The following is a 22,431-nucleotide window of genomic DNA, read 5'->3' on the forward strand; positions in this document are numbered from 1 at the left end:
ATTGATGAGGGGGCGGCGCCGAGGGCGCCGCCCCGCGCCCTGTCAGCGCGCCGCTTCGACCACGGGCAGCTCGACAAAGCTGCTGTGGTAAATCCGCTGCGTGGCCTTCTTGTAGTCGGCCGGTGTGGCCTCGAAAATGCTGGGCACGAAGGTCTGCGGATTGCGGTCGTACAGGGGGAACCAGCTCGACTGGATCTGCACCATGATGCGGTGGCCCGGCAGGAACACGTGGTTGGCCGTGGGCAGGGCGAACTGATAGCCGAGCGCCTGGTTGGCGGCGAGCGGCCTGGCGTGCTGGTAGCTCTCGCGGTAGCGGCCGCGGAAGATGTCGGCCGAGATCATCAACTGGTAGCCGCCCATGGCCGCATCGCTGCCCACCTGGTCCGGGTACAGGTCGATCACCTTGACCACCCAGTCGGCGTCGGTGCCGCTGGTGGAGGCGACCAGTTTGGCGACCGGCTCGCCGGCGATTTTCACGGGCGCCGTCAGCACCTCGGTGGTAAACGTCAGCACGTCGGTGCGGCCGGACGCCTCGCGCTGGTCGTCGGCCAGCCAGCGCGGCCAGGTCTGGCCCTTCGCTTCGTCGTAGCCGTAGTTGAGGGGGCGGGCGCGGTACGGCACCGGCTTGGCCGGATCGGCGATGTACTCGTCGTAGGCCCGCGCGGCGCCCGGCGCGGCGGCGCCGCCCAGCACCAGGCGCTGATTGGCCGCCAGCCGCAGCGGGGTCGGCCGGATGGCGCAGCCGCTGGCGCAGCCGGCCGGCCACGATGGCAGGCTGCGCCACTTGTTGGTGCCCGTCTCGAACGCCGACACCGGGGCGATCTGGACCGGGGCGGGGGCGCCGGCCGGTGCGTCCTTCAGGTAGCGGTCGAGGAAGGGACGCAGGATCTCCTGGCGAAAGTGCAGGGCGGTGTCGGCGTTGAAATTGAGGGCGCCCAGTTTGCTGCCGTCGCCGATGCCGCCGCCGTGCGACCACGGCCCCATCACCAGGAACACCTTGTCGTTGGCGCTGTCCTTCGGTTTGATCGCCTTGTACACGGCAATCGCCCCGTAGATGTCTTCGGCATCCCACAGGCTGTGCACCAGCAGGGTCGGCACCGTCACCGGCTGGCGCGCCAGGATCTTGTCCATCGCCTGTTCCTGCCAGAAGCTGTCGTAGGCGGGGTGGGCCGTCAGCTTTTTCCAGAAGCCGCTTTGCGTCACGCCGCGCTGGCGCGCCAGTTCACCGGCCGAGCCGGCGCGCAGGAAGGTGTCGTAATCGTCGTGGGTGCCGGTGAACCACTTGGCGTCGCCGCGACGGGTGACCACCTGCTCGAGCATGTACGACAGATTGATCTGGCGGAAGGCGCCGTGATGAAACCAGTCGTCGCCCATCCAGCCGTCGACCATCGGATTCATCGGCACCGACACCTTGAGCGCCGGATGGGGATTGACCAGCGCCATCAGCGGCAGGAAGCCGTCGTACGAGATGCCGATGATGCCCACCTTGCCGTTCGATTCCGGCACATTCCTGGTCAGCCACTCGATGGTGTCCCAGGTATCGGTGGAATGGTCGACCGGGGTCGGATTCAGGGGGCCGGCGAGCGGCCGGTTCATCACGTAGTCGCCTTCGGAGCCGTGCTTGCCGCGCACGTCCTGCACCACGCGGATGTAGCCGCCGTCGACGATGACGTCGGCGGCATTGTCGTAGCCTTGCAGGATCGTGCCCAGGTCGGAACTGTCGGCGTGGCTGACCAGGCCATTGGCGTCATACGGCGTGCGGGTGAGCAGCATCGGCGCGCCGCGCGCGTTGCGCGGGATGATGACGATGGTATTGAGCCGGGTGCCGTCGCGCATCGGCACCATCACCGCGCGCTTGATGTAATTGAAGCTGGCGGTGACGGGGACAAATTCGGCGGGCGTCTCCGACGGATAGTTCGGGTACAGCGCGGGAGCGGCGACGGCCGGGGTGGTCTGCGCATGGGCGGCGGCGGCCAGCAGCATGGTGGTGGCGAGTGCGACGGGGCTGAGACGGCGGGCAAAACGTGACGGCATGGCGGGCCTTGTTGAACTGGTGGACGGCATGAAGCGGCCGTAAATACGCGCTTGAAGCCAGGCACTTGGCTGGCCGCGGACACAGTATCATAAAGGCCCGGGCCGGCGCCGCCTACTGGGTAAAGGCGACGGCATCGACGCCGCCGCTGCGCAGGCGCAGCATGTCGCGCGAGGGCGCGCTGCCGAAGTGGCGCGCGTATTCGCGGCTAAATTGAGACGCGCTCAGGTAGCCGACCTGCTGGCCGGCGATGCCGGCGTCGACGCCGGTGGCGAGCATCAGGCGGCGCGCTTCCTGCAGGCGCAGGGTTTTCTGAAATTGCAGGGGACTCATCGACGTGAGCGATTTGAATTGCTGGTGCAGCGACGACGCGCTCATGTGTGCCAGTTCGGCCATGTCATCGACCCGCATCGGCTGATCGAAATGGTCGCGGATCCACGCCACCACCCGGGACACCCGGTGCGATTCGACGTGCCCCAGCTGGGCCAGGCGGCCGCCGAAGGGGCTGCGCAGCAGGCGAATCAGGATTTCATCGACGATCAAGGGCGCCAGCAAGGCGGCGTCGTCCGGCTGCCGGGCCAGCGCCGCCAGCCGCGTGGCGGCGTCGATGATCGCCGCGCTGGCCTGGGCCACGTAGACGGCGTGCTGCTGGCGCAGCGGCGGCACGCCGTCCGGGTAGACCTGCAGGATCAATTCGGCCAGGCGGACCAGGTCGAAGTCGATCCGCAAGGACAGGTAGGGCGCCGCCACGCTGGCTTGCCGGATCATCGCGGCGATCGGCACATCGAGCGAAAAAATCAGCATGCGCGAAGGATCGTAGTCGAACGATTGCGTGCCCAGCATGACCGTCTTGGCGCCCTGGGCGACGATGCAAAGGGCGGGGCGGTGCATGCCATGCACCAGTTCGCTACTGACGGCCGAGGTGCGCACGGCGTGGGCGCCGCCCACCCCCAGCGCGAAACTGCCGTCGCGCGGCGCGGCCGCAAGCAGCTGCGCGGCCAGGCGCCGCACACCGGCGTCGAGGGGATTGCTGTGATCGGGGTCCATCTGCACAGCATACAGGCGCCCGGCATGGGCCATCAATCGCGATGATCGGTCGATGCCGACAGGGCCGCGCTGGCCTGCATTTCGGCGTGGCGCGCCGCCAGCGCCGCGCCGGCCATGGCGAGGGCGTCGCTGCCAGCGAGGAACTGGCGCGGCGGCGGCTGCATCGCCGCCAGCTCGACGATCGCCGCGCCCAGCTTGACCGGATCGCCCGGCTGCTTGCCGTGGTAGGCGCCGTAGGCATCGGCCACCTTGCCGCGCGCCGCGTAGTCGTCGATCGAGGCGGCGCCGTAGCGTACCGAGGAGGCGTCGAGGAAGTCGGTGCGGAAAAAGCCCGGCTCGACGACGGTGACGGCGATGCCGAACGGGGCCAGTTCCAGCGCCAGCGATGCCGACAGCCCTTCGATGGCATATTTGCTGGCGCAGTAGACCGCGGCGCCGTCGAAGCCGGTCACGCCGGCAATCGACGAGATATTGATCACATGGCCCGAGCGGCGCGCGCGCATGGCCGGCAGGACGGCGCGCAGCATGTGCATGACGCCGTGGACGTTGACGGCGAACTGCTGCTCGATCTCGGCGCTGCTCAGTTCTTCGAAATTGCCAAGCAGGCCGTAGGCGGCGTTGTTGACCAGCACGTCGATGCGGCCGAAGCAGGCCAGCGCCGCCGTGGTCGCTGCGAGGGCGCTGTCGGCGCTGGCGACATCAAGCCGCAGCAGCGCGATGCGCGCGCCATCGACGTGGCCGAACGCGGCCTGCAACTGCGCCAGATCGCGCCCGCTGGCGACCACCCGGTCGCCCGCCGCCAGGGCCGCTTCGACCACGCGGGCGCCGATGCCGCGGGCGGCGCCCGTGACGAACCATACTTTGTCGATCGTTTGCTGACTCATGCTGATGCTCCGTTGATGAACCACCGGGGTGGCGACGAAGAGCATGGTAAAAGTTGGCAGCGTGGCGCGCTTGCCTGAAACTCCAGGGTGCTGGCGCAATGGTGCAATCGTGCGAGCAGGCTGCGGACGCCGCACGCAAAAAAAGGGCCAGGTCGTTCTCGACCCGGCCCTTGTGCATCTGGTCGACGACGCACGCTGGCGCCGCCGTATTTGACAGGGTGATTAGTTCTTGGCCAGTTCCAGCTGCACTTCCAGCATGGTTTTGTAGTGGGCCACGAAGTCGACCGCTTCGGCATGCACCTCGGCGCGGCTGCGACCGGCGGGAATGGCCACGCTGGCGACGTTTTGCAGGTTCAGCGCCTGGGCGGTCACGCTCACTGCGGCGGCGGAGGCAGCCGGGGTTGCGGCGGCAGGGGCGGCATCGGCGGCAAACGCTGGGCTGAGGGCGGCGGCAAACAGTGCGGCGGCGACGAGGGATTTGGCATGCATGGTGTGGCTCCTGAAAATGAATGAGCGTCCAGCCAGCGGCTGCGGCGCGGAAGACCTGGTGATCTTTCCATGTGAAGCAGTCTACTACTTGCGTTTGGCACAAAAAAGACGAATAATCGCAATGCACAATTTCGCATTCAGCAATAATAGGGGGCATCATCGACCGTCTGGCATCCATGCGCGTGTTCGTCCGCGTTGTCGAACTGGGCAGCTTCGCGCGCGCCGCCGCCGCCCTTGACATGTCGGCCGCCGTGGTCACCCGCAACGTCGCCGATCTCGAGGCGCACCTGGGCACGCGCCTGCTCAATCGCACCACGCGCCGCCTGTCGCTGACCGAGACGGGCGCCCAGTATGTCGAGCGGGTGCGCCATATCCTCTCCGACATCGACGACGCCGACGCCATCGCCTCGAGCAGCGCGCGCCAGCCCACCGGCAACCTGCGCATCTACTGCCAGCCCGGCTTCGGCCAGGCCCAGCTGGCGGCGCTGCTGCCGCATTTTGCCGCCAGCATGCCCGGCGTGGTGCTCGACGTGACGCTGTCCGATCACGACGTCGACCTGGTGCAGGAGGCGTACGACGTCGGCATCTTCATCGACCTGCAGAAGTTCGACAGCACCCTGATCGCGCGCCGGCTGGCCATGTCGACGGTGGTGCTGTGCGCGTCTCCCGAGTATGTGGCGCGCCACGGCGCGCCGGCCACCCCGCTCGAGGTGGCGGCGCACCCGTGCCTGAACTTCGCCTACGAACAGCTGCGCCACCACTGGATGGTCGAGTGGGAGGGCAAGCAGGTCAGCGTGCCGGTGCACAGCCGCATGGTCTCCAACAGCGGCGTGGTGCTGCGCCACGCGGCACTGGCCGGCATGGGGGTGATGCTGCAAACCTCGTTTTCGGTGAAGGACGATTTCGACCGGGGCCGGCTGGTGCGGCTGCTGCCGGGCCAGCGCCTGGGGCAGCTGTCGGTGATGATGGTGTACCCGAGCCGCAGGCTGCTCTCGGCCAAGGTGCGCGGCTTTGTCGACTTCATGAGCGCGCAGTTCCCCCATCCCGAGAGCGATCCGTGGTTAGGCGCCGGCATGGCATAATGCGCTGCAGCTTCCCCTTCGTCCGGACACCCGCATGCCCCAGCACAGAGTATTCGAGCGCGCCGGCGTCGCGCTGGCGCTGTCATGGTCCCTGATCGCGGCGCCCGCCGGCGCGGCGCCATCGACCTTCAGCCAGGTCATTGGCAGCGCGCTGCTGTGCCGTAGCCAGCTCGACAACGCCTATTTTTACGGCTGGCTGGTCGAGCATTTCGGCCCGTCCTACAAGCGCGAAGGGGGCGCCTGGTGGTTCAAGGTGGAAGCCAATCTGTGGGGCGCGCAGGTGAACGAGGTGATGGTCAGCGACGACAGCAGCGAGGTGGTGTTCCTGGCCGCCGTGATCGATGTCGAGCCCGACAAGCTCGACGAGATGATCCGGCTGCAGGCCGGACCCCGTCACCGTCCGCAGGATGCGACAAAATACCCCGTGCGCGAAGCGCAGCCGGGCAGCCAGATCGTCTATTTCAAGGATAAATCGAAGATTTACTGCCTCAAATACAAGCCGCTGCCGCCCGCCCAATAGTCCAGTCGAGTCCATGTACACCCAATTTTTCAACCTCAAGCAGCCGCCGTTCTCGATCGCGCCCGATCCGCGCTATCTGTTCATGAGCGAGCGTCACCGCGAGGCGCTGGCACACCTGCTCTATGGCGTGGGCAGCGGCGGCGGCTTCGTCCTGCTGACGGGAGAAATCGGCGCCGGCAAGACCACCGTGTGCCGCTGCTTCATCGAGCAGATTCCGCCCGATTGCAAGCTGGCCTACATCTTCAACCCAAAACTGTCGGTGGAAGAGCTGCTGCTGTCGATCTGCGATGAATTCGGCATCACGCTCGCGCCCGCGGGAGCCGGCGCGGTCAGCGTGAAAACCTATGTCGACGCCATCAACGCCTACCTGCTCGAGAGCCACGCGCGCGGCCTGAACAATGTGCTGGTGATCGACGAAGCGCAGAACCTGTCGGCCGACGTGCTCGAACAACTGCGCCTGCTGACGAACCTGGAAACGAGCGAGCGCAAGCTGCTGCAGATTATCCTGATCGGCCAGCCCGAGTTGCGCGCCATGCTGGCGCGGCCCGAACTGGAGCAACTGGCGCAGCGGGTGATCGCCCGCTACCACCTGGGTTCCCTGTCGGCGCAGGAAACCAACAGCTACGTGGCGCACCGCCTGGCGGTGGCCGGTGCCGGCGCCGTCAGGCCCTTCCCGCGTCGCCTGATGGGCCTGATTCATGCGCTCACCGGCGGCGTGCCGCGCCGCATTAACCTGCTGTGCGACCGCGCCCTGCTCGGTGCCTACGTGGAAAATGCCGCGCAGGTGAGCCGACCAATCCTGCGCCGCGCCGCCGCCGAGGTGTTCGGCGCCGCCCCTGGCGCGGCCGGCCGGCGGCGCTGGGCGCTGGCCGCCGCGCTGCTGCTGACCGGCGCCGCCGCCGGCGCGGGGCTGTGGCAACTGGCGGCCAGGACCGCGCCAGCGCCGGCGCCGAAAGCGGTGGCGACAGCACCGGCCACGCCCGCCACGCCAAGAGCGGCGCCTGTCGTCCCGGCAGCGGTCGCCACCCCAGCCTATGGCAGCATCGACGACGCCTTGCCCGAACTGGCCGCCCTGTGGGGCGCCAAACTGGGCGCCGGCACGCCGTGCCAGGCGGCGCTGAAGGTCAATCTGCACTGCCACCAGGGCAAGGGCGGGCTGTACGAACTGCGCCTGCTCGATCGTCCGGCGATTCTCACCTTGCACGAAGGCGCGCAGGTCGGCTACGTGGTGCTGGTCAAGCTGACCGATTCGACGGCGACCCTGCGCATGAACGGCGTCACCCAGCAGCTTAGCGTGGCCTCGGTGGCGGCCCGCTTCGACGGCCAGTACACCACCGTGTGGTCGGCGCCGCGCGGCTTTCGCGACCAGGTCACGCTGGACGATACGGGCGCCGATGTCGACTGGATCGCCGCCCGCCTGGCCGAGGTCAACGGCACGCCGGCGCCGGCGCTGGGGATTGCGTTCGACCGCCGCGCGCGCACCCAGCTGCGCCAGTTCCAGTCCGAGCAAAATCTGAAAGCGGACGGCGTCGCCGGGCCGCGCACCTACATGCGCCTGAACCAGCTGGCAGGCGTGGCCGAGCCCCGCTTGCTGGCGGCCAAACCGCAGGGACGATAGATGTCATACATTCTCGAAGCACTGAAAAAGGCCCAGGCCGAGCGCCAGTTGGGCCATGCGCCCACGCTCGACGCGGTGCCGGTGGGGACGCCGGCGCCACGCGCGGCGCGCGCGCGCGGCGTGGCATGGATCGGCGCCGGGGCCGGGGTGGCCGCCGCGCTGGTGGTGGGCGCCGTGGTGTGGGCGCTGCGCGCGCCGGCACCGGCGCCGACCACGACCGCGCCAGCGCTAGCGCCAGCGCCCGCCGCGCTCAGCGTGGCGCCCGCGAGCGCGCCGCCGCTGGCGGTGGCGCCGGCATCGACGCCGGCGCTTCCGAAGGCAGCGCCACCGGCGCCGCCACGCGCCGCGCCGGTCGCTGCCGCCGCCCCCGTCAATGCCGCCGCCCCCGCCAATGGGCCAGCGCCGGCCGCGGCCAGCGTCGACGACGAACACCTGCCAGCGCTGCGCGACTTGCCCGACAATGTGCGCGCGGCGATTCCGCAGGTGCGCTTCGGCGGCTATATGTATTCGAGCAATCCGGCCGACCGGCTGGTCCTGATCGACAAGGTGTTGCGCCACGAAGGCGAGGAAGTCGCGCCCGGGCTGGTGCTGGAAAAGCTGCTGCCAAGGGCGGCCTTGATGAACTACAGGGGAACCCGCTATAAAGTCGCCTACTGATACGAATACGAACACGGTTCTCGGCGTGGTCGGCTGGTCCGGCAGCGGCAAGACCACCTTGCTCGAGCACCTGGTGGGCGCGCTGGCCGCGCGCGGTCTGCGCATCAATGTCATCAAGCACAGCCACCACGATGTCCTGCTCGAGCCGCCCCACAAGGACAGCGCGCGCCTGCGCATGGCCGGCGCCGCCGAAGTGATGCTCGCTTCGCCGTTTCGCCTGGCCGTCATGCGCGAACTGCGCGGCGAGCCGGAGCCGTCGCTCACCGAGCACCTGGCGCGCCTGGCGCCGGCCGACCTGACGGTGGTGGAGGGCTACAAGTGGGAGCCGATCGACAAGCTCGAAGTGTTCCGGCCGTCGCTGGGCAAGCCGGCCCTGTACGTCAACGATGCGCACATCGTCGCGGTGGCCTCGGATGCGCCGCGCCCGGCCGATGCGCCGGCCGCCGTCGCCTGGCTGGACCTGAACCGTCCGCAGGCGGTGCTGGCCTGGTTGAACGATCGCCTGTAAATACCATTAAAGTTTTGTGCGCGGGGACCGTTACCGAAGTAGACGCCCACCACAGGAGACTCCCATGGACATCGCCGGTATTGCAAAACTCTCAACGAGCATGGCCGAAACAGGCAATGCGCAGGAAGTCGGTCTGGCCATGCTGAAGAAATCGCAGGACATCGCCGCCTCCACCGCCACCCAGTTGCTCGACGCCGTGCAGCCGGCGCCGTCGGTGCAAAATCTGCCTTCGCACCTGGGAAACACCATCAACACCAAGGCCTGACGCGCGCGGTGGCGACAGTGTAGAATCGCTCTACATTCCACTGGAGCGACCATGAACCAACGCCATCTTCTCCTTGCCGCCGCCCTGGCGAGCGTCTGCACCGCCGCCGCCGCCGACGACAAAAAAGTCGACAAGGAGCAGTGCTTCGGCGTGGCCAAGGCAGGGCAGAACGATTGCGCCGCCGCTGACGGCGCGCACGGTTGCGCCGGCATGGCCAAGGCCGACAACAGCATCCACGAGTGGAAATATGTCGTCAAGGGCAGCTGCCTGAAGGCCGGCGGCAAACTGGCCGATGGCAAGGGCGCTGCCGCCATGGGCGCCGTCGCCAAATAATCGGTCGCGCCGCCATGGCCGAACTGGGCGTCGGTGTCGGCCTGCGCGCGCCCCATTACCGCCAATTCCTCGAGCAGCGGCCGGCCGTCGGCTGGCTCGAAGTGCACACTGAAAATTTCCTGCACCTGTCCGGCTGGGACGGCCAGGTCCTGCAACGTCTGCGCCGCGACTATCCCGTCAGCCTGCACGGCGTCGGCCTGGGACTGGGCTCGGCGCACGGTTTTTCCACCGACCATCTCGAGCGCGTGCGCCGCCTGGCCGAGCGCATCGAGCCGGTGCTCATTTCCGAGCACCTGAGCTGGGGCGCGCTGGCCGACCGCCAGCTCAACGAACTGTTGCCCCTGCCGCTGGGCCGCGCCGCCTTTGAACTCGTGGCCAACCGCGTCGAGCAGGTGCAGGAGGCGCTGGGCCGCACCATCCTGCTGGAAAACGTCTCGACCTATCTGCGCTACCGCGACGATGCGATGAACGAAGCGCAGTTTCTGGCCGCGCTGGCGCGCCGCACGGGCTGTGGCCTGCTGCTCGATGTGAACAACCTGTACGTCAACCAGTGCAACCATGGCGAGGACGCGCGCGCTGCGCTAACGACGCTGGCCGCGCTGGCGCCGGGCACGGTGGGCGAAATCCACCTGGCTGGCCACCTCGTCACGCCCACCGCGCTGGTCGACCACCATGGGGCGCCAATTGCCGAGGCGGTGTGGGCGCTGTACCGGGACGCGCTGGCCACCTTCGGGGCGACGCCGGCGCTGATCGAATGGGACACCGATGTGCCGCCGCTACCCGTGCTGCTGGCCGAAGTCGACAAGGCGCGCGCCATCGCGGCCGCAGTTGCCGGAGCTGCCGCCGCTGCCGAAACTGCCGCAGCGGGCGCGCTGGCCGTTTGGTCGACCCGGCCGGCGCCGTCCTGGCCCGTGGACGAGGCCGACCTGGCCGGGCGCCAGCGGCGCTTCGGCGCGGCCCTGTTCGATCGCAGCGGCGTCGATATCGCTGATTTCGCCGGCGACGGCGCGGCCGTCAGCGCCCGGCTGGCCATGTACCGGGGCCAGCTGGCCGGCACCTGGCACAAGACCCTGGCGGGCGCCTATCCGGTGCTGCGCCAATTGGTGGGTGAGGAATTTTTCGAGGGCTTGAGCGGCGCTTTTGGCCTGGCGCAGCCGTCGGCCGACGCCGACCTGCACCGCTTCGGCGCCGCGCTGGCGCCATTCCTGGAACGGTTCGCGCCGGCCGCCGGCTATCCCTACCTGGCCGACATGGCGCGCCTCGAATGGGCCGTGCACCGGGCGTATTTTGCGCCCGATACGGAGGCGCTGCGCGCGGACGCGCTGGCGGCCTTGTCGCCCGCGCAGTGCGAGGCGGCGCGCTTTGGCTGGCATCCGGCGGCCAGCCTGCTGGCCTCGCCGTGGGCAGTGGCGAGCTTGTGGCAGGCCCACCACGGCCAGGCATTTCCACCGACGATGGCGTCGCCCGAACAGCTGATCGTGGTGCGGCCCCGCTGGCAGGCCCAGGTGGTGGCGCTGACGCCGGCGCGCTGGGCCGCGATTGACTGCCTCGCGCGCGGCGGCACGGTGGGCAGCGCACTCGACGCCGCCTTTGCGCACGAGCCGGCGTTCGACATCGGTGCGGCGCTGGCGCAGTGGGTGGCGCTGGGCTGCCTGGTGTGATGGCGATCGACGCAACAACGGCGCCGCGGGGGGGGCGCCGTTGCCGGTCGAGCGTGACGTTACTTAATTAATGAAACGCCCGCAAGATGCGCGCTTCGCCGGTGCTGTCGGCGTGCTGGACGCTGGCGGCCTGGGTGGCCACCATCATGCGCTCGAGTTGGGCCTCTTCGAAACGCGCCAGTTCATCGGTGGCGGCGCTCAAGGCCTGCGCCAGTTTGGCGCGCGCGCCCTGGTACAGCATGCTGGTGTACTGGTCCGTATTTTTCAGCAACTCTTCCGCATTCTCGATGACGGCACGCAGATCGCCGATCAGCCGCTGCTGGGTTGGCTGGTTATCGTTGGGCCCGTTCATGGCATCCCCTTTGGCCGGTTAGTCACGTCTTATAATATAAGCAAGCAAACGCGAGCAGTGTTGTGTTTCCACAAACCTGCGCGGCGCCCCCTCGCTCACCGCGTTCCGAAGCTGACGCAGCGCAGTCGTGACTGCCGCTGTCAGGCGCCTTCCGGCTCGCCCGCCACCACGCTGATGCGCACATCGCCCACGCTGACCACCTGGCCCGCGCGGATCTTGGCCGTCTTGCGCGATTCCGGCTGGCCGTCGACCTTGATGGCACCGCTGGCCACCAGGTTCTTGCCGGCGCCACCGCTGTCGACCAGGCCGACCAGTTTGAGCAGCTGGTTCACTTCCACGAAGTCACTGTTGAGTTCAAAAGTCAGTTTCTGCATAATATCTTAATGAAATAATATTGTTTGTTAAAAAACGCACACATGATCGTGCTGGGGGGAATTAGCCAGGGCGGGTCATGTCGATTGGCACGATCCATTGGTCGAACTGCTGTTCGGTGACAAAGCCCAGTTGCAGGGCGGCCTGTTTCAGGGTCAAGCCTTCGTGCTGGGCCAGCTTGGCGATCTGCGCCGCGCGGTCATAGCCGATGTGCGGCGCCAGTGCCGTCACCAGCATCAGCGAGCGCGCCATCAGTTCGGCGATGCGCTCCAGGTTCGGCTCGATGCCCTGCACGCAATAGGCGTCGAACGAGCGCATGCCATCGGCCAGCAGGCGTGCGCTTTGCAGGAAATTGTGAATGATCATCGGCTTGAACACGTTCAACTCGAAATTGCCCGAGGCGGCGCCGATGGTGATGGCGACGTCGTTGCCGAACACCTGGCAGCACAGCATGGTCAGCGCTTCGCACTGGGTGGGATTGACCTTGCCGGGCATGATGGAGCTGCCCGGCTCGTTTTCGGGGATGCTGATTTCTCCCAGGCCCGAGCGGGGCCCGGAGGCCATCCAGCGCACGTCGTTGGCCATTTTCATCAGCGCCGTGGCCAGGGTTTTCAGGGCACCGTGCGCGGCCACCAGGGCGTCGTGGCCGGCCAGGGCGGCGAACTTGTTGGGCGCCGTCATGAAGCCGATCCCGGTGCGCGTTGCCAGTTCATTGGCAATCCGGCCGGCGAACTGGGGATGGGCGTTCAGGCCGGTGCCGACGGCGGTGCCACCGGCGGCCAGCAGCAGCACGCCGGGCAGGGCGTGCTGCAGTTGGTGTCCGGCGTATTCGAGCTGGGCGGCGTAGCCGGAAAATTCCTGGCCCAGCGTCAGCGGCGTGGCATCCTGCAAATGGGTGCGGCCGATCTTGACGATGTCGGCAAACTCGCCCGCCTTGCGCTCGACCGTGCCGCGCAGTTGTGCCAGTGCCGGCAACACCGCCTGCAGCAGCGCCTGGGCGGCGGCCACGTGCATGGCGGTGGGAAAGATGTCGTTCGACGACTGGCCCATGTTGACGTGGTCGTTCGGATGCAGCAGGCGGCCTTCGCCCCGCTCGCCACCGAGCAGTTCCGAGGCGCGGTTGGCCAGTACCTCGTTCATGTTCATGTTCGACTGGGTGCCCGAACCGGTCTGCCACACGGCCAGCGGAAATTCGTCGGCATGCGCGCCGGCCAGCACTTCGTCGGCGGCGGCGATGATGGCGTCGGCCAGGCGGTCGTCGAGTTTGCCCAGCGAGCGGTTCACTTCGGCGGCGGCCCGCTTCACTTGCGCCAGCGCCCCGATCAATTCCGGCCCCATGCGCTCGGTAGAAATATGGAAGTGGTGCAGGGAGCGCTGGGTTTGCGCGCCCCACAAACGCTCCGCGGCCACCTCGATCGGGCCAAAACTGTCTTTCTCAATCCTGCTTGCCATGATGAATCCTGGTTTTAATTGGGTCCCGAACTAAAGAGTTTACTCCAACGCGCGTTAACCATACTGGGGTGTCACTGTTTGCCACCCGCTGAGCATCGTCAAAGATCGATTTCATGCATTTTCGCTATTGTTGTCTCGTCGCCGCGCTGTGCGCCGCCTTGCCCGTCCTCGCCGACGCCGTCGAACTGGGCGACGCCCACCTGCGCTCGCACATCGGCCAGCCCCTGTCGGCAGATATTGAACTGCTGGGGGCGGCCAGCGACAGCGTGCCCATCCAGGCCGGGCTGGCCGACGCCGAGGTGTATCGGGGCGCCAACATTGCCATGCATCCGGCCCTGGCCGGTGCCAATATCACCACCTTCCGGCGCGATGGGCGTCGCTATCTGCACATCAGTTCGTCGATGCCGGTGAAAGGTGATCACCTGCCGATTTTCTTCTCGTTGGGCGAAAACGGCCAGAAATCGGTGCGCCAACTGACCTTGTGGCTGACCCCCGATCCGAATCCGGCGCCGCCGCCGCCGCCGCCGCCGCCGCCGGTGCTGGTCCCGCCAGCGCCGCTGCCCTTGCCCGCGGTGGCGCCCGTCGTGCCGCCGCCGCCAGTGGCGGTGGCGCACCTGCAAGCGCAAGCGCCGCACGTGCCCAAGGTGGTGATGCCGAAAGTGGTCGCCGCGCTGCCGTTCGTCCCGCTGCCCGCCGCCGCGCCCCATCGGCAGACGCTGCAGCGCGCCGCGCCCGCGTGCGGGCCCCGCGTGGCCAGTGCCGATGCGGGCGTGTGTGCCGCCCTCGACGCCAAGAATGCCGCCTTGAACGCCCACCTGGCGGAACTGGAAGACAAGGTCAAGCACCTGAGCGCCGCCTTGCAAGGTGGCGCAGCGTCAGCGGTGGCCGCGCACGCAGCGTCGGCGACGGCGGGGCACGAAGCGCCCGCTGCAGCGGGGCACGAGGCGTCCGCTGCGGCTTCGGCAGCGCACGAGGCGCCCGCGCCCGTGGTCAAGCCGGCGCCCAAGCCGCTGCCACCGAAGCTGGTGCCGATGGGCTCGGCGCCGCCTGAGCCCAGTGCCGGCCGGCCATGGCTGGTGATCGGCATCGTTGCCGCCATCATCCTCAGCCTGGTTGCCGGCCTGGGCGTGATGATGCTGCGTCAGCGCAAAAAAGCCGCATCCAAGCGTAAAACGGATGACCCCGTCACGGCCGCCGCCGCCGATCCTGTGCCGCCCAAGCCCAGCTTGATCGCCAGCGTCAAGAACCGCCTGATGCCGGGCCGTGCGGCGCCGGCGGCGGCGCCGGTGGAAGAGGCGCCGGTGGCCAATACGGTGCCGGCCCATTGACGCTGCTGTGGGCACAACAGGCCCCCTGATTCGTTAGGGGAATTTGTCTACACAAGATTGTTTTTTACGCTATACTAATTTCACGACGCGACACGGGTCTGCGCAGTCACCAACGATAGGTGGCGCGAGCACCAGACAACCGTTGAGGAAACGCCTGTCGTGGAAGCGGTCCCGCAGCCAACCAGTGCGACGGGGCGCCGGATGCAACCGGCCAGAGACGACGCCAGGAGATACCTGGCGCTCGGTCTCCAGAATACTGTTCGGGCGAAGCAAGAAAGCCTTCTTTCGCCTTTCTCCAGATGCAATTTCTGCGCGAACCGATTGCTCAAGTTATGGGCTCGCGCTTTATGCATATAAAAATCGTCGTAAATCGCGCATTGGCAGCGGCATCGACACGGTGTAGCAGCATTGCCTGTCGGTGGCTCGTGATCCACCGAGCGATGCATCGATCGTCGGCCCCTCATCATGTTAATGCTTCGGTGCCCAGGCACGATTTTCACGGATGCAGCGCTCCAATTCGCAGAAATTGCACAGTGTCCTATTGACCTTGCTGCCGCGGAAGCGGGCCGGGCGCTCGCCGCACTCCTGGCAGGTCACTCTGCTGAGCAAGCCCGCCCCATCAATGAGCAAATCGATCGCCTTTGGGTAAATACCCATCATTGTAAAATCAAGTTTGCCCAAGGACGCCGTGATGCGGGCGACGCTGCAGATTGCCAGTTGCTCCCGTGTCAGGCGGTCCTCGATGGAACAACATAAGGTGTGGGCAATGGCATACCAGCCCTCGGGCAGCGTCGATGTAAAAGGCGGCAATCCGTCGACGAAGAGCGCCGGATGCGCAGCAATCAAGCGAATTAACATACGCCTCCCTCAATCCCGGTAGTGAGTCATGGTGCCCGGGTATTGAGGCTACCGGGCTAAGCCTGCCGCCAAAACTGTGACGCGCAATCACAGCGTAGGCGCTCGAAGCACTGCATCCCTGACGTGGACCAAGTGGAAATATCTTGCTTTTCCAAGCAACGTGGAAAAGCGCTGTTCACATCAATTTATTCTCGAGGCCACGTGGATGACCCGCGTATAGATGTTCACTCTTTGATTCGTTCTGCAAGTATTGCCCGTGCCCGGAAAATGCGGGTTCTCACCGTGTTCAGCGAGATTGTCCGAATCTGGGAAATTTCCCCATAGCTCATACCGTCAAGCACGCGCAGGATGAGGGCGTCGGCGAATTGCTCCGGCATCTCCGTGAGGATTCGCTCGACAATTTGTAGTGCTTGCTTTTGTTCAAGCCGCCCAGCAGGGCTCTCGTTAGGCGTCTCTTCGTCCCATCCATGTTCAGCCGTTAGCACTTCTTCGCCATTCGATTCAAAGTGGGTGCTGAGCACGCGCTGCTGCGTGCGCCGATGGAATGCCCGGTTCAGCGCGATTCTGTACAGCCATGTATAGAACAATGCATCGCCCCGAAATGTGTGCAGCGCTCTGTATGCGTTGAGGAAAGTCTCCTGGGTAACGTCCTCGGTATCTTCGTCATGCTTTAAAACACCATAGACCAATCGATAAATCCGTCGCTCGTATTTGGCCACCAGCTTTGAAAAGCTGTCAAGGTCTCCGATTTTTGCATTGTCTATCAAAGTCTGATCGAGTTCTTTTTCGTCCACGATGGTCTCTCCAGGATGTAAAGGCGCAATAACCCCTACTGGAAAATTTATCCGGTGCAAATAATTTATGGACGACCTTTGTCAATAGCATCGATCTATTTTTTGATTCTCGCCAATTAATTTCTTAATACTTAAGGTGTGCGATCTTGTGTCTGGCATTAAGGAAATTTTTAAAAATTCGATCAAAATTTCAACGTAAAAAAGGGAAAGAAAAAATTACTTTCGGCATGTAACATTACAAATAGGAAATGTAACCTTGGTAAAATAAATACCACAAGTAGTAAATTTCATTGACATTTTTCTTGTGAATATGCAGCATGAAGACAGTGATTTGGGGGCGTCGAAGGAAAGACGTTGGATTACCCCAACGGCATAGGAGCAGTCGTGATTCTTGATTGCGATCTAGTTTTGGTTTTCCGTGAGATTTTTGATGACTGTAAACTGCGTGTCAGAGGGAATGCCAGTGCACCGAATGGTCACCAAGGAAATTGGGAAAGTTAAATTTATTTTTTAACAATTAAAATAATTTCCATAAAGAATTTAATTGAGGCACGTCGATATGCCTTGGTTATAACGAAATTGTTAAATATATATAATATAGCTAGAGTAACTAATATAAGTAACTCTGTTTCATCATTTCACGTACGGGAGATGTGAATGGGTGCAGTCGCTTGTGATTTTCAGTCCGGTGCCGAGGGGCCGTTAAAAAATCCGTTGCTGGAAAAGGCAATTGAATTGGCGGGGGATGCGATTATTATTATCGACAAAGATGAAAGGGTTGTATGGACAAATCTGGAATTCGAGAGGCAGAGTGGTTTTCGATTCCGTGATTTATCCGGAGTTTCAATTGCTGAAATTTTTACTTCAAGTAGCAAAAATTTATCATATAAAAGCTTTTGTTCGCTAAAAGAGTCATCAATTTTTGGTGGTGGCTGGAAGCGTTATTTATGCGTGCGCCGTGCAGATGGATCTGCGTATCGCGCCGAAGAAGTGACGACCGTGATGCGAGACGGGAGTGGTGCCGTTGAGAACTATGTTTCTGTGTTACATGACCTCACTTATGCCGATCATGCATTGCATCTGGAACGGCTAAGTGCCGGCCGCGACTCTCTCACCGGCCTGGCCGGCAGGGCGCAGGTGCTCAGCGCCCTGGAAAGCGGATTGCGTTCGGCACAGAATGCCAATGAGATGTTGGCGCTTTTATTTCTCGATCTTGACGGTTTCAAGACGATTAACGATTGCCATGGACATATGGTTGGCGATGCCCTGTTGCGCGCTGTCGGAGCGCGGCTTCAGGGTGTCGTACGCTGTTCCGACACCATCGGGCGATTCGGCGGGGACGAGTTTGTGGTAGTTCTGCCATCGATAGCACGCCGCGGCACAGCCAGAGAAGTCGGCAGGAAACTCGTCGACCAGATGACCCAGCCTTTCTCGCTGCAGTCCGGATGTTACCGAATCGGCGGCAGTGTCGGCTTGGCATTTTTTCCTGACCATGGGAGCGATGCAGAAACTTTGCTCGCATGTGCTGATGAGGCAATGTACACCGCAAAGCGGCAGGGCGGGCGCCAGATGGCGATCTGTGATCCGGACATTGAAGCGGCTGGGCGGCGCACGATTTCACCGCATGAGTTGCCCGCCTTGTTGTCGAAGGATTTCGCTTCCGACGGCGTCGACCGCGCAGGCGCGTTGCTGAGCGAAAAAAAATGAGCAGCAAAAAAAGCGTTCAAGCCGCCCATCGCAATACGCCGACTGACGCCTCATTGTCGCATCGTCAGTGCGACGTGCCGGCGGGAGCGGTTCAGGGAGGGGGAGCGTCCACCTCGCGCCGCTTTTTACCTGGCAGGCGGCGGCAGGATATCGTGCGCGATAAGTTGTTGGCCTGCGAGCGGCGGCAACTGGCTCGACAAATTCACGACGATCTGGGTGCTGCGTTGACAGGCATCAAATCGTGTATCAGCGTGGCCATCGCTCGGGAATTGCACCGTGGTGAAGTGGCCAACACGCTACTGTACGATGCCGAAATTCTCGCCGAAGCCGCGTTCACGACAATCTGCAAAATTGGCACTGATCTTCGTCCCACCTTGCTTGAGCAGATGGGTATGTGGGGCGCCCTTGCCTGGCAGGCTAAAAGCCTGGCGCGGCGTAGCAGCATTCAAGTCACATTTCATACCGATGCCAGCCTCGAGTGCCTGCCATTTGTTGAGGAATATGCACGTATCATCTACCGGGTCGTCAGCGAAGCGATCACCAATGCTGAAAAGCATTCGCATGCATCTCATTTGAATTTACGCGTCTATCAACGTGATCAGCTACTGATCGCCGTTGCGCAGGACGATGGTGTTGGGGCACCTGCAGCCGACGTGCGGGGCGGCGGCTCGCTTGGCATGGTTGGCATGCGCGAACAGGTTGCCGAGGCTGGCGGGCTGTTGAGTGTCGACACGCATCCCGGCCATGGCATGTGCATATCTCTCGCCATCCCACTCGGTTATTGTTATGGGCGCTAAATCAATCTCGGTACTGCTGGTCGACGACCATCCCATGGCGATTGCCGGTGTACGCCAAATGATCGAGACCGATGCCGATATCCAGGTCGTGGGTGAAGCGATGTGCGCAGCTGAGGCAATGACTCAATTGGCTATTCGACATGTTGATGTCGCCCTCGTCGATATCGATCTCCCTGACGAGAATGGATTGGCCCTCCTGCAGCATATTAAAAGAATGGCGCCTCACACCGCCGTTGTCATCCTCAGCACTTATGGCGAGGAAATGTATGCTCTGCGGGCATTGAAAGCGGGTGCGGATGGCTACCTGACCAAGAGTGTGAGTTTGTCTGGGCTCATCCATGCCGTGCGAAAGGTGGCAGGCGGCGGAAAGCAATTCAGTAATTTCTTGAACGACCTTCTGGTCAGGCAGGTCCAGCGCGGTGAAATCGCCGGAAAAAATGCGCTCACGCCTCGAGAGTTCGACATCATGATGCAGATCGTTGCTGGGGAAAGTATCGGGGCGATCGCAGCAAGACTGGACCGCAGTCCCAAGACAGTTTCGACGCATCGTGCGCGCTTGCTGGAAAAACTGCACCTGCACAGCAATGCTCAACTCGCACGTTACGCAATTGAACAGGGACTGGTTGGTCCCGCACCCAGAAAATAATAGCCCCATCCGGCATTGGGAGTACTTGTAATGGAGAACGATTTCAAAGGTTGCATCAGGGCGCCAGCGATGGGGGAGGCGGCTGCGGTGAAAGAGCTGCCCACTTGTGCACTCTGCGGTGCTCGCCGAGCTTGTGTTCCGACGCTGTTTCAAGCGATTGATTCGGAAGTGTTCGACAGCGTAATTTATGGAAAACGGAGGATTGATCGCAACGCGATCCTGTGCACTGAAAACGATAAATTCGACATGCTGTATATCGTGCGATTTGGCCAGTTGAAAATGCTCAGGCGCGATCCCAGCGGGATTTTGCATGTAGTAAAGTTTTATATGCCGGGAGATATTATTGGCATGGATGCGATTGCTACTGGTGTGCACTGCGTGCGAGTGATGGCTCTTGAAAATAGCGAACTTTGTGAGGTTTCTTATCGTCACCTGAAACAGGCGATGGCCGATGCGCCCCAATTTACCGAGCGCTTCGTTAAGACGATGAGCCGTGCGCTTGCGGATGATCATGAAAGATCGTGCGTGTTATCACTGTCCAACCTTGATGAGCGATTTGCCAGTTTTTTGCTTGACCTGAGCAATAAATACGAGCGTCAAGGCTATTCCGGTCGTTCATTCCGCCTGAGTATGACGCGCGGTGATATCGGTAGCTATCTTGGCACGACAGTGGAAACCGTGAGCCGCCTGATCGCCAGGTTCAATGCACATCACGGTGTTTCGATTACGGGAAGACTGGTGGAAGTGCACGACCGTGAGCAATTGCTCGCCGTGTTAGATGTCACTAGAACGCCGCAGCTAATTTCAGGATAGCTCGTGGTGCTACTGAAATTTTGATGCGATCGATTTTTTACGTGGGAGGACGAATTGCGAAAACGTGAGCGACGTTTATTTGTAACGCGGCAGTTAAATCGATCGCGCCTTGTAGTTGTCGGTGCGACCTTGTTCGCGCTCGTCGCGATTGTCATCATCCGTATTTTTTTAGGTGGTAACGAGGTTCCGGTCCCAGCGTCATCGCCTGAGCACGCCATATCCGTACCTGGCAACCGGTACATCAGCAGATAATTTCGAATGCATCGATTATGAAAAATATCTTTCGGCGTATCACTATAAGCGGGCAGATCAACTGCATGACGTTCTACTTGAACAGAATTGTCACTAACAGTCGACTGCGCGCATTGTTTGTATCGATGATCTGCAAGTACGTTCGTCGCAACCAGCGGGATGACCATCGCGCCGGGGAGCACACGCAAAAGGCACTACAGGATAGACTGCACCGTGATGGCTATGCACCCCTTGGGACATTGCTTGGAAAAGCAGAATGCCTTGAGATCGTTGATTTTCTACGCGACAAATATCTGACGGACCGCGATATCAGCAGGGCGGCATTTTGCATGCAAAATGCCCCGCCGGGAACGCGCTTAGCGGATTTTTGCCTGGCAGATGTCATCGCATGTCCGCATATACTGTCCCTTGCCAACAGTCCGTGTTTGCTCCGGCTAGCAACAGATTACATCGGGTGCAAGCCAACTTTGTCAGCAATGGTAATCCGCTGGTCATCTCCTGAACTGGCCGGTGTCAGCGACCTGCAGCGCTTCCATCGAGACACAGACGATTGGCGGTTTCTCAAGGTGATGGTCTACCTGACCAACGTTGATGAGTTTTGCGGCCCACATGTCTACGTCAAGGGCACGCATTGCAGCGGTCAGACCTTGCGCCAACGTTTTTGGACGGACGAGGAGATGGCCGAATCGTTCGACCATAGTCGCTTTGCCGTAGCCCTTGGTGGCATGGGTAGCGCATTTGCGGTCGATACTTCAGGCATTCACAAAGGTCAGGCACCGACTCGGGAATACCGTCTGATGTTAATGTTGCAATACTCCCTCTTGCCCTGTTATCAGACGCGCAAAAAACCCGTGAACGTTGTACTGCCTAAGCACCTGGATAACTATATCAATCGCGTGATTTTCGCCAATGAATTCGATTCCTGATGTTCGCGTTCTGAATGACTGATCCCTTTTGATGAGCGCCAGGAGCGGCGCTGTCCCCGACAGTTATATCGGTTCCCGTCGATGTTCGATTTCCCCGCGTTCAAGCGGTCTCCCGGTCGCATTATCAGGCAGTGCCGCTCCGAGAGATGCGTCGTTTCGGATTGTGCAGGTATTCGATCGTTGCGCGGGACAGCGCTTGCCCATTCAGAGTTACTTGCGGAGGAAGTAAGGCAATCCACCCCTCCCGGACAGCGAAATTTGCGTAATCAGCGGAAAATTTCTCCAAGTCAAAATCATCGATCCGAAGACTTTTGAGGCGGCCGAACGATCTGGTAAGTGAAGTCGCAATTTTTTCGATCATGTCGCTATTCTCGAAGTCGCGTGGCAACTCGACCAGCGAAGTAATCTGTGCAGTATGGGACATTTTGATATATTTTTTTGTTTCACCGAAAACGCGGGTTTGTGCTGTGTGTAAGAGGGCATGATATTGCAGTTCAATCAAGCCCTTACCGTAGTTGATGTGAGCAAAGTGCTTGTTGAAAGCTGGCTCGAGGAGCTGCTGTGCCATCAGAAAAGCTGCGGATAAATTGGCATTTCCCGTCGATGAAGTCATCCATATTTCCATAGGGCCTCCGTTTTCGTCGTGACAACATTGGAAGCGTGCAGGGCGATGAGTTGACGGCGATGCGCGCATCGATACATACTTGACCTCTTTCGATTCTTTCATGTCGCGATACGACAAGTAGGAATTATCCGGTTTAGCCGCGCGCAAAAGTTTGATATTTGCTGTATGTATTCGGAAATTTTTTGTGTAGGATCAAGATAAGCAGGCCGTTAAAACTTTTCTGATGTATCGCCTCTTGACTGACGCGCCGCGCGCATTCAGTCAACACCTGGGAGCCGAGTTATTACGTGCAAAAAAAAGGCGCTTTCACCGTTAGCTGTTGAGTTTCTTTCGAGCTCAAGCGCTGAAGTGACCGAGCGCCGCTGCGAGGAAGCGCTCGGCGTTGCCGATGCGGCGCAGGTCGATGGCCCAGC

General features: G+C 62.4%; 24 protein-coding genes. 14 read left to right on the top strand and 10 right to left on the bottom strand.

Translation table 11 applies throughout. The features are described from left to right. Positions 1-42: 42 nt before the first annotated feature. The 4 genes from ACP7EY_RS18300 to ACP7EY_RS18315 form a co-directional block, all read right to left on the bottom strand. Positions 43-2,034 (bottom strand): CocE/NonD family hydrolase, encoded by a 1,992-nt coding sequence (locus tag ACP7EY_RS18300; protein ID WP_426196117.1) that lies wholly within the window; start codon positions 2,032-2,034, stop codon positions 43-45. 112 nt (positions 2,035-2,146) lie between these two features. Beyond that, positions 2,147-3,079: an AraC family transcriptional regulator N-terminal domain-containing protein gene (locus ACP7EY_RS18305; protein ID WP_426196119.1), complete on the bottom strand. Its 933-nt coding sequence runs from the start codon at positions 3,077-3,079 to the stop codon at positions 2,147-2,149. 32 nt (positions 3,080-3,111) lie between these two features. Then, the gene (locus ACP7EY_RS18310; RefSeq protein ID WP_426196121.1) at positions 3,112-3,963 is read right to left on the bottom strand and encodes an SDR family NAD(P)-dependent oxidoreductase; all 852 of its coding nucleotides are present in this window, start codon (positions 3,961-3,963) and stop codon (positions 3,112-3,114) included. Positions 3,964-4,185: 222 nt separating this feature from the next. Then, the gene (locus ACP7EY_RS18315) at positions 4,186-4,452 is read right to left on the bottom strand and encodes a hypothetical protein (protein ID WP_426196122.1); all 267 of its coding nucleotides are present in this window, start codon (positions 4,450-4,452) and stop codon (positions 4,186-4,188) included. 158 nt (positions 4,453-4,610) lie between these two features. On the opposite strand from ACP7EY_RS18315, the gene ACP7EY_RS18320 reads away from it, so the two are divergent. From ACP7EY_RS18320 to ACP7EY_RS18355, 8 genes are all read left to right on the top strand, one after another. After that, entirely contained in the window at positions 4,611-5,534 is a 924-nt protein-coding gene (locus ACP7EY_RS18320; RefSeq protein ID WP_426196162.1) for a LysR substrate-binding domain-containing protein, read from the top strand. A 34-nt stretch (positions 5,535-5,568) separates the two neighbouring features. Then, complete coding sequence (locus ACP7EY_RS18325; RefSeq protein WP_426196123.1) at positions 5,569-6,054, top strand: hypothetical protein; 486 nt, start codon at positions 5,569-5,571, stop codon at positions 6,052-6,054. A 13-nt stretch (positions 6,055-6,067) separates the two neighbouring features. After that, complete coding sequence (locus ACP7EY_RS18330) at positions 6,068-7,672, top strand: AAA family ATPase (protein WP_426196125.1); 1,605 nt, start codon at positions 6,068-6,070, stop codon at positions 7,670-7,672. Next, complete coding sequence (locus tag ACP7EY_RS18335; RefSeq protein WP_426196127.1) at positions 7,673-8,329, top strand: general secretion pathway protein GspB; 657 nt, start codon at positions 7,673-7,675, stop codon at positions 8,327-8,329. It begins immediately after the preceding gene. 25 nt (positions 8,330-8,354) lie between these two features. Next, complete coding sequence (mobB, locus tag ACP7EY_RS18340) at positions 8,355-8,837, top strand: molybdopterin-guanine dinucleotide biosynthesis protein B (RefSeq protein WP_426196129.1); 483 nt, start codon at positions 8,355-8,357, stop codon at positions 8,835-8,837. A gap of 64 nt (positions 8,838-8,901) precedes the next feature. Then, positions 8,902-9,102 (top strand): YjfB family protein, encoded by a 201-nt coding sequence (locus ACP7EY_RS18345; RefSeq protein WP_426196131.1) that lies wholly within the window; start codon positions 8,902-8,904, stop codon positions 9,100-9,102. Positions 9,103-9,153: 51 nt separating this feature from the next. Then, complete coding sequence (locus ACP7EY_RS18350; protein WP_426196133.1) at positions 9,154-9,435, top strand: DUF2282 domain-containing protein; 282 nt, start codon at positions 9,154-9,156, stop codon at positions 9,433-9,435. 14 nt (positions 9,436-9,449) lie between these two features. After that, complete coding sequence (locus ACP7EY_RS18355) at positions 9,450-11,096, top strand: DUF692 family multinuclear iron-containing protein (protein ID WP_426196135.1); 1,647 nt, start codon at positions 9,450-9,452, stop codon at positions 11,094-11,096. A gap of 67 nt (positions 11,097-11,163) precedes the next feature. On the opposite strand, the gene ACP7EY_RS18360 is transcribed toward ACP7EY_RS18355, so the two are convergent. The 3 genes from ACP7EY_RS18360 to fumC form a co-directional block, all read right to left on the bottom strand. Next, on the bottom strand, positions 11,164-11,448 hold the full coding sequence (locus ACP7EY_RS18360) for a hypothetical protein (RefSeq protein WP_426196137.1): 285 nt from the start codon (positions 11,446-11,448) through the stop codon (positions 11,164-11,166). Between the two features lie 140 nt (positions 11,449-11,588). Beyond that, positions 11,589-11,822: an RNA-binding S4 domain-containing protein gene (locus ACP7EY_RS18365; RefSeq protein WP_426196139.1), complete on the bottom strand. Its 234-nt coding sequence runs from the start codon at positions 11,820-11,822 to the stop codon at positions 11,589-11,591. A 61-nt stretch (positions 11,823-11,883) separates the two neighbouring features. Beyond that, positions 11,884-13,272: a class II fumarate hydratase gene (gene fumC / locus ACP7EY_RS18370; protein WP_426196141.1), complete on the bottom strand. Its 1,389-nt coding sequence runs from the start codon at positions 13,270-13,272 to the stop codon at positions 11,884-11,886. Between the two features lie 113 nt (positions 13,273-13,385). Between fumC and ACP7EY_RS18375 the strand changes: the two genes are divergently transcribed. Next, complete coding sequence (locus tag ACP7EY_RS18375) at positions 13,386-14,600, top strand: hypothetical protein (RefSeq protein WP_426196143.1); 1,215 nt, start codon at positions 13,386-13,388, stop codon at positions 14,598-14,600. 468 nt (positions 14,601-15,068) lie between these two features. Here the strand turns inward: ACP7EY_RS18375 and ACP7EY_RS18380 are convergent, their stop codons facing one another. Both ACP7EY_RS18380 and ACP7EY_RS18385 read right to left on the bottom strand, forming a co-directional pair. Continuing rightward, a complete protein-coding gene (locus tag ACP7EY_RS18380; RefSeq protein WP_426196145.1) occupies positions 15,069-15,458 on the bottom strand; it encodes a hypothetical protein in 390 nt (129 codons plus the stop codon). Positions 15,459-15,682: 224 nt separating this feature from the next. Further along, a complete protein-coding gene (locus tag ACP7EY_RS18385) occupies positions 15,683-16,252 on the bottom strand; it encodes a sigma-70 family RNA polymerase sigma factor (protein WP_426196146.1) in 570 nt (189 codons plus the stop codon). A gap of 657 nt (positions 16,253-16,909) precedes the next feature. Between ACP7EY_RS18385 and ACP7EY_RS18390 the strand changes: the two genes are divergently transcribed. From ACP7EY_RS18390 to ACP7EY_RS18410, 5 genes are all read left to right on the top strand, one after another. Continuing rightward, positions 16,910-17,959, top strand: a complete 1,050-nt coding sequence (locus tag ACP7EY_RS18390; protein WP_426196147.1) for a diguanylate cyclase domain-containing protein — start codon at positions 16,910-16,912, stop codon at positions 17,957-17,959. Beyond that, a complete protein-coding gene (locus ACP7EY_RS18395) occupies positions 17,956-18,756 on the top strand; it encodes a sensor histidine kinase (RefSeq protein WP_426196148.1) in 801 nt (266 codons plus the stop codon). The genes ACP7EY_RS18390 and ACP7EY_RS18395 overlap by 4 nt, the downstream gene beginning before the upstream one ends. Further along, a complete protein-coding gene (locus ACP7EY_RS18400; protein WP_426196149.1) occupies positions 18,746-19,402 on the top strand; it encodes a response regulator in 657 nt (218 codons plus the stop codon). Before ACP7EY_RS18395 ends, ACP7EY_RS18400 begins: the two co-directional genes overlap by 11 nt. Positions 19,403-19,432: 30 nt before the next feature. After that, the gene (locus ACP7EY_RS18405) at positions 19,433-20,215 is read left to right on the top strand and encodes a helix-turn-helix domain-containing protein (protein ID WP_426196150.1); all 783 of its coding nucleotides are present in this window, start codon (positions 19,433-19,435) and stop codon (positions 20,213-20,215) included. A 269-nt stretch (positions 20,216-20,484) separates the two neighbouring features. Next, the gene (locus ACP7EY_RS18410) at positions 20,485-21,393 is read left to right on the top strand and encodes a hypothetical protein (protein ID WP_426196152.1); all 909 of its coding nucleotides are present in this window, start codon (positions 20,485-20,487) and stop codon (positions 21,391-21,393) included. 124 nt (positions 21,394-21,517) lie between these two features. Here ACP7EY_RS18410 and ACP7EY_RS18415 read toward each other — a convergent pair whose 3' ends face one another. Next, on the bottom strand, positions 21,518-22,006 hold the full coding sequence (locus tag ACP7EY_RS18415; RefSeq protein ID WP_426196154.1) for a hypothetical protein: 489 nt from the start codon (positions 22,004-22,006) through the stop codon (positions 21,518-21,520). Positions 22,007-22,431: the final 425 nt, after the last annotated feature.

The sequence above is a fragment of the Massilia sp. DWR3-1-1 genome (assembly GCF_049898325.1).
Lineage (GTDB): Bacteria > Pseudomonadota > Gammaproteobacteria > Burkholderiales > Burkholderiaceae_D > JAFCUW01.